This is a genomic window from Flavihumibacter solisilvae (genome assembly GCF_000814475.1).
Classification (GTDB): domain Bacteria; phylum Bacteroidota; class Bacteroidia; order Chitinophagales; family Chitinophagaceae; genus Flavihumibacter; species Flavihumibacter solisilvae.
Map to the genome: position 1 here is coordinate 21,021 of NZ_JSVC01000037.1, position 6,642 is coordinate 27,662.

The following is a 6,642-nucleotide window of genomic DNA, read 5'->3' on the forward strand; positions in this document are numbered from 1 at the left end:
CTATGTTTACCAGTAAACAGCAGTTGTCTGGCGGAATGGGCGTTGACCCTGAAATCGCCGCTTTTTTTGTGGACAGGAAAGTACCCTCCGGAAATATGTATTGGAAAGGTCGCTACCTGTATGTGGCAAGGGGAACTGGTTACCTGTTCATTCCCCTCTTTTTTGATCTTCAATGGAAAGCTGGAATTGAAAAAGAGTTCCTGCTGAATGAAGAATATGTAGGGTTAATGGAACAGATACTTCACCAGGCAGCCTGTTATGAATTTGGAGATCTTGATTTTGACAGTCACATCCGGAATATAGACCAACTTATTGCGCCCCACAGCAGGCAACAGTGGTTACTGGAAGGACTGAGAACTTACTTCAGCCGCAAACCGTTGGTCACTGATGGAGAGCTGGGTACAAGTAATTCTGCACTGAACCGGGGCGACGCGCTGTTGTATTTGTTAACGGTGCCCGATGTGCCGGCAGACATTATTCGCAAGACAATAGACTACTGGTATCTGCTGGTTCCTTCGTTCCTCCTGATGGACGATATCATGGATCTGAAGGAAGACCAGGAAAAAAACGAAGAAAGTTCGATGTGGCATTATGGATTCGATGCTGCTGGAGTCCGGGCGGCAGTAAGCGAAGTGGAATCAAACTTCGCCCGACTGGAAGAGGTTAATCCCTTACTTGGTCAATTTTTCCGCTCTACCCTGGAACAGAAAAAGCAGACTCCCTATTTCCAAACGATTTTAAACGATTAAAACCAATGGCACTCGACAAATATGGCATAGCCAGACGTATTGCACAGGAGTTGAGGGACGGCATGTATGTAAACCTCGGGATCGGTATCCCGACGCTTGTCGCGAATTATATTCCAGGTGGAATGCATATAATGCTGCAAAGTGAGAATGGGATGCTGGGCATGGGGCCATATCCGTCGGAGGGGGAAATTGATCCGGATCTGATCAATGCTGGTAAGGAAACCGTAACAATCCTACCTGGTGGCGCATTTTTCGATAGTTCCGAAAGCTTTGGAATGATCAGGGCCGGTAAGGTTGACCTTACAGTTCTTGGCGCAATGGAAGTAAGTGATACAGGGGATATTGCAAACTGGAAAATCCCTGGCAAAATGGTGAAAGGGATGGGCGGGGCCATGGACCTGGTAGCAAGCGCGAGGAATATAATTGTGGCTATGATGCACACGAATCCAAAGGGTGAGTCGAAATTGTTACCTGCTTGCACATTGCCGCTGACTGGCGTAAAGTGTGTAAGGAAAGTAGTGACTGAACTAGCTGCACTGGAGGTAATAAATCAGGGGTTCAGGTTGCTAGAGCGGGCTCCCGGTGTTTCTGTGGATGAAATTATCGGAAAGACTGCGGGCAGGCTGGTGGTAGATGGCGATATACCGGAAATGATACTTTGATTTAATCTATCAGGTTGTTTTTGACAGCATAAAAGACTAATCCGGCTGTATTTTTTGTACCGAATTTTTCCATAAGCCTGTCCTTGATGGCTTCAACAGTCCTTGGGCTGACCTCCATTTTTTGGGCTATTTCCTGCGCGGTAAACTCCATACAAATATATTTAATCACGTCTCTTTCCCGGTCTGTCAGGGTGATTTCGCTGTTGAGGGTTGGAATTATCTTTTGTTTGGAATGCGATTTTTTTAGCAGGATCCTGTTTACGAAATTATTCAGGTAATAGCCTTTTTCAGCCACTTCCATGATTGCTCTTCTGATCTCCGAGGGATCTGCACTTTTAAGGAGATAGCCATTGGCACCGATTTCCATAAGGTGGCTGACAAATCTTTCGTCTTCAAACATCGTCAGGATAACGATGTGGATGTTGGGAAAATGTTTAGCGATGTGTTTGGTGGCTTCAATGCCGTCTTTATTGGGCATGCGAAGGTCCATAAGGATAACATCAGGCTGGGAAGCCGCCAGGCCTTCGATTAGTTCCTGGCCATTTTCCGCTTCCTGCACAAATTTGATATTGGTGAAGGGGCGAAGTGAGAGAATAACTCCTTTTCTGAATATTTTGTGGTCGTCAGCAATTGCAACTTTGATCAATCTCATAGGAATCTTGCATTGGCGGCTTCTAAAATTAAGCAATCCGCGTTAAGATTTATAGGATTTATGGGTTCTCTTCCCTGTTAAGCTCGATGGTTACTTTATAGTAAGTTTGAGAAGGGTCTTTTTCAAAAAATATACGTCCCTGAAGCACTTTTAGGCGGCTTTGGATGTTTTTCAACCCCAGTCCTGCCGAGCTTTTATTCATTCTTTCGAAATCTGCCTGGGTTATTCCCTTGCCGTCATGGTGCATTCTGATATAGAATTTATTGCCATTTGTATTTTGGGTCAAGTGAATAAAACTGGAATTACTGTGTTTGAGGATATTATTAATAAGTTCCTGGATCACACGGAAGACAATCAGTTCATTGTCATTGGCCAGCCTTTCCTTATAATCATGGAAACGGCAACTGGCATTGATACTACCCGAACCGCTGATCTTTTGAAAGAGATCGTTAACGGCCGATTCAAGGCCAAAGTTTTTCAGTGTCGGCGGCATCAGGCTGTGCGAGATGTTTCTGATAAGCTGTATGGTATCGTCGATGATTTGTTTTGCGTTATAAATACTTTGGAGCTGTGTGGTCTTGTCGAGGTTTACCAGGTTTTCATTTAGGTATAGCCTTGCGGTCGCCAGCAAAGGCCCTGCGTCGTCATGTAAATCCGCGGCAATACGCTGTCTTTCCTCTTCTTGCAACCTGATCGAAGCATTTAGCAACATCTTTTGTTGCTCATGCTCCATTTTCTGCAATGTCATTTGGTATTTTATGACCTTCCGTTGGTGAAAGATGATAAATACAATCAGGCCTATTGTTAATGCTAACATTCCAATGGTGCCAAAAAAAAGCACAAAGGATACGTTAGCGTGCTGCGGATTAACCTGAAGGAAAAACATTTACGGGTTAGGGTTAATTTTTATTCAATTCCATTTCGGCTGTTGAGTTCAATGAATTTTCGTAGGTGGGATTTTTGTTTTTTTCTGTTAGATAAAACGCTATTGAAAAGAATATATTCTTTAAAATAATGCATATCCAATTAATAATCCAAAAGTTGTCCTGTTCTTGGACGGAAAGTTCTGAATATTGCAGAAAAAGAAAGAAAGTTCCGGCAAAATATATCATTATACCTACAACAATCCAAAAATTGGGTGTAGCATATACAAAACCGATCTCTGGAGACTGGATTTTTTCGAAAAGATAGATTATACAAAAAATAATTAGGGTTATCGCACTTATTGAAATAGGTAAAGTGTCAAAAACCTTAACATGGGAGGATTGACTGAAGTTGAAGACCAAGTTTAATACCGCAGACAAAACAAATAACGCTGAAGCGACCAATAAAAGGCGACGATTCGCTTTTTTTGATAAAGAAGAATAAAGAAAAATTGAAAAAAACAGAAATTCAAAAAAAGTAAAAGACCACATTAAAATGGCTTCCAACTCTGTGTCATACTTATAATGCCGACTCCTTAAAAAGTACATCAGCACCTCATTAATTAAGGAATAGACGACGTAATAAAAAATAACCCTCGTTGAAGTATTCTTATTTTTATTAATATTAAATAAGAATACCAACAAGGGTATAATAGCCGTAATGTAAGTTATGTAGAGAAAAAAATCCAATCGTCAGTATTAATTTCTCAAATATAGTAATACCAACGAGTAAATTAAATTCCCACAAAAATTAGGTTAGGCCCACCAGTCAAGTGTAGTGGTAGTGGTTTCGGTAGTTTTAGTGCCAGGCTTACCTATTCTATCGGCAACAATTCCTACCATTTTATTCAATTTGCCTTCCGAATCGATAGTTCTGTATTCGTCAATAACATTACCATCGCTATTAATGCCTACCAAAACCAGAGTTTTTTCACCTGATTCTTCGATAGCGTTGTAAAAACGAATACCCGCGCAATCTGGTTGATTGATAATTTGGTTTAATATGTTCTTGCCGATAAAAAACCATGGAGTTTCATTAGGATTGTTGTCCTGGAAGTCCTTAACCATTTTGGCACCAAGCTCTTGGCCAATATTCTCGCCTACAGCTTCCAGGTTGGTGTTCAAAATTTCAGTGTGCATCATAGTAGTAAGTTTTTGTAAGAAGTAAGAGTTGGTTTTCTGTTTGTGAATAACATTCAAAAAAAAACCAAGGACAATGGGATGAATCTTCCTTAATTTGTTCTAATTTGGCTGAAATTCAGTGCTGTAGTGGATTTACGAGAGAGTGACTAGTAAACATACTAATCAAAAACGAGTAAAAATACTCGACCAAGATAGTAAAATCCCCATTGATAATTTCGGAGATTTGTCATTTTTCATTACCGTAATGTGGTAATTGGGTAGTTCTCTGTGCAAAACGGGGTGATAGCAAATGAAAGACCGAGTTACAAAATCACAGGATTGAAATAAGGGATTGCGATTTATTATTTTATATTTTCGGAAATAACGAAAAGAACGAGGGAAAATACGATAATTGACGATAAATCGTTTATTGATAGCCAAACGCGAATCCTTATAAAAAACTACCCAAACCCATGAGCTCCGAGTTAAGCATTAAGGTTAGTATTGCGGATGACCATAAAATCTTTCGTGATGGGATTAAGATGGCCCTAAAGGGAAAACAATACCTCAACATTCTTTGGGAGGCTGAAGATGGAAGGGACCTTATGCACAAAATGCAATTGAAAAAGCCAGATGTTTTATTGATGGACATTCGGATGCCGGAAGTAGACGGAGTAAACGCCATTGGAATGCTTCGTAAGGAATACGATGATGTTAGGATTATCGTACTTACAATGTATGATGACCAAGAAATGATTTCCAAAATGATGGAAATGGGTGCTAATGCTTACCTAACTAAAACAACTGATCCAGACGAGATTTACCAGGCAATTTTGGCCTGCATGAATGAGGATTTTTATTTCAATGATTTAGTGAATAAGGCAGTTTTATCAAAGCTGCAAACAAAAAAGTCTGTTCGGCAGTTTTACCCCAACCCGGTCAAGTTTTCCGATAAGGAAATTCGAATTTTGAAACTGCTCGCGGAAGATAAAACTACTGAAGAGATCTCAAAGGAGGTTTTTCTAAGTCCTAGAACAATCGAAACGATCAGACAAAACATGAAATCAAAGGTCGGAGCGAAAACGATCGCAGGGTTGATAATGTACGGTATGAGGAATAAGATTATTGATTAAATTCATGTAAACTACCAACTCTGATTGTCAACACGGTACCTTGATTAACTACAGAATTGATTTCAAATATTCCTTTTATTAAATTCAATCTCTTTTGAATGTTTTTCAGCCCCTGACCTGTTCGAGCCGCAAGGTCTCCCATATTGAAGCCGCAACCATTGTCTTCTATTTGAAAAAGTATAACACCATTTTCTTCTTTAATTGTCACAATCATTCTTTTGGCTTTTCCATGCATAATTGCATTGCGAACTGCTTCCTGAAATATCCTATATAAGATCAATTCAACTTCAGGATTAAGATCTATGGCGAAATCTTCCACAATAAGTTCTACATGAACACTTCCAATAAAGTTTAGGCGTTCGATCTCACCGTTTAAAAATTTCAAAAATCCCATTGATTTAATTACGTCTGAATTTAAGTTTTTCGACATATGGGACAGGTCGGTGATAGCAGTAGTAATAAGCTCCTTTGCTGTCTTTATTTTAGACGTACTTGCTTCATCTTGAAAAGTACATGTACTTAACACCAGTTTTACCAGCGTTAAGCTTTGATTTATATTATCATGAATTTCTCTTGCGATAATAGCAAAAGTTTCTTCTTCGACTTCAACTGCTGTCTCAAGAATCTGCTTCTCGCTATTTACTCTGAGTAGTTCTATAGTTTCAAAATATTCTGACTTTTTCCGCAGATTTAATTTGAGAATAGAGTAAAGAAAAAGTAGTAATGAAAGTAGTATTGCGGATCCCGTAACTATTATTAATAGTAATGTATTTGAGTTTGTTTCTTGCATAAAAATGCTTTTATAAATGATAGGTGCATTATAATATTACCTATAACGAAATAGGCAAAGATATTTTCATTAAGATTGTCAGAAATAGGGGCCTCCATTGTGACCGTGACAATTAAAATAGCCAAACAAATAAGTAAGGAGCCTGCATAACAAATTGTCAACCCTGCAATAATCCAAAAGTGTTGGTAAGACCTAAGTTGAAAGTTTGATGTTGAACTTAATAGCCAACGAATATATAAATAACAAAAGTAGGTGACATAGAATCCAGAAAAAGCTTGAGGAATTAGAGATGCAGAATTGAAGGAAAAAAGTGAGATAATTGGCATGGACAAACAAATCGTAACTGGAATTTTAAATGAATGTTCCCTTCCAATTAATAAGCTGATATACTTTGGGATTAGAATTATCTCCGAGAAGATAAAGATTAATTGAAGGTCTTCCCATAGGGGTGGGTACTTTATTCTAATATGAATAAGATAGTAATAAATAAATCCGATTATTAAGTCAATGAAACAGAATGAAAGAATGTATTTGGTTTCTAGTGACTTAATCAACCGAAACTGCATTTTTAGCCCCACTAGGCATGTGATAAATGTATAATGTTCAACCAT

7 protein-coding genes are annotated in these 6,642 nt (G+C 38.8%); 3 read left to right on the plus strand and 4 right to left on the minus strand.

The features are described from left to right. Positions 1-2 precede the first annotated feature (2 nt). Positions 3-749 carry a hypothetical protein gene (locus tag OI18_RS22140; RefSeq protein ID WP_039144181.1) on the plus strand — a complete coding sequence of 249 codons (747 nt, stop codon included), beginning with the start codon at positions 3-5 and terminating at the stop codon, positions 747-749. A gap of 5 nt (positions 750-754) precedes the next feature. After that, complete coding sequence (locus tag OI18_RS22145; RefSeq protein WP_039144182.1) at positions 755-1,411, plus strand: 3-oxoacid CoA-transferase subunit B; 657 nt, start codon at positions 755-757, stop codon at positions 1,409-1,411. Between the two features lies 1 nt (position 1,412). Here OI18_RS22145 and OI18_RS22150 read toward each other — a convergent pair whose 3' ends face one another. The 3 genes from OI18_RS22150 to OI18_RS24070 form a co-directional block, all read right to left on the minus strand. Further along, positions 1,413-2,063 (minus strand): response regulator transcription factor, encoded by a 651-nt coding sequence (locus OI18_RS22150; protein ID WP_039144183.1) that lies wholly within the window; start codon positions 2,061-2,063, stop codon positions 1,413-1,415. 58 nt (positions 2,064-2,121) lie between these two features. After that, complete coding sequence (locus OI18_RS22155) at positions 2,122-2,811, minus strand: sensor histidine kinase (protein WP_240312824.1); 690 nt, start codon at positions 2,809-2,811, stop codon at positions 2,122-2,124. Positions 2,812-3,742: 931 nt separating this feature from the next. Further along, a complete protein-coding gene (locus OI18_RS24070; protein ID WP_152616936.1) occupies positions 3,743-4,129 on the minus strand; it encodes a hypothetical protein in 387 nt (128 codons plus the stop codon). A 452-nt stretch (positions 4,130-4,581) separates the two neighbouring features. On the opposite strand from OI18_RS24070, the gene OI18_RS22170 reads away from it, so the two are divergent. Next, positions 4,582-5,241 carry a response regulator transcription factor gene (locus OI18_RS22170; RefSeq protein WP_039144186.1) on the plus strand — a complete coding sequence of 220 codons (660 nt, stop codon included), beginning with the start codon at positions 4,582-4,584 and terminating at the stop codon, positions 5,239-5,241. Here the strand turns inward: OI18_RS22170 and OI18_RS22175 are convergent. Continuing rightward, on the minus strand, positions 5,231-6,031 hold the full coding sequence (locus OI18_RS22175) for a sensor histidine kinase (RefSeq protein WP_039144188.1): 801 nt from the start codon (positions 6,029-6,031) through the stop codon (positions 5,231-5,233). The two genes, OI18_RS22170 and OI18_RS22175, sit on opposite strands and share 11 nt — an antisense overlap. Between the last annotated feature and the right edge of the window lie 611 nt (positions 6,032-6,642).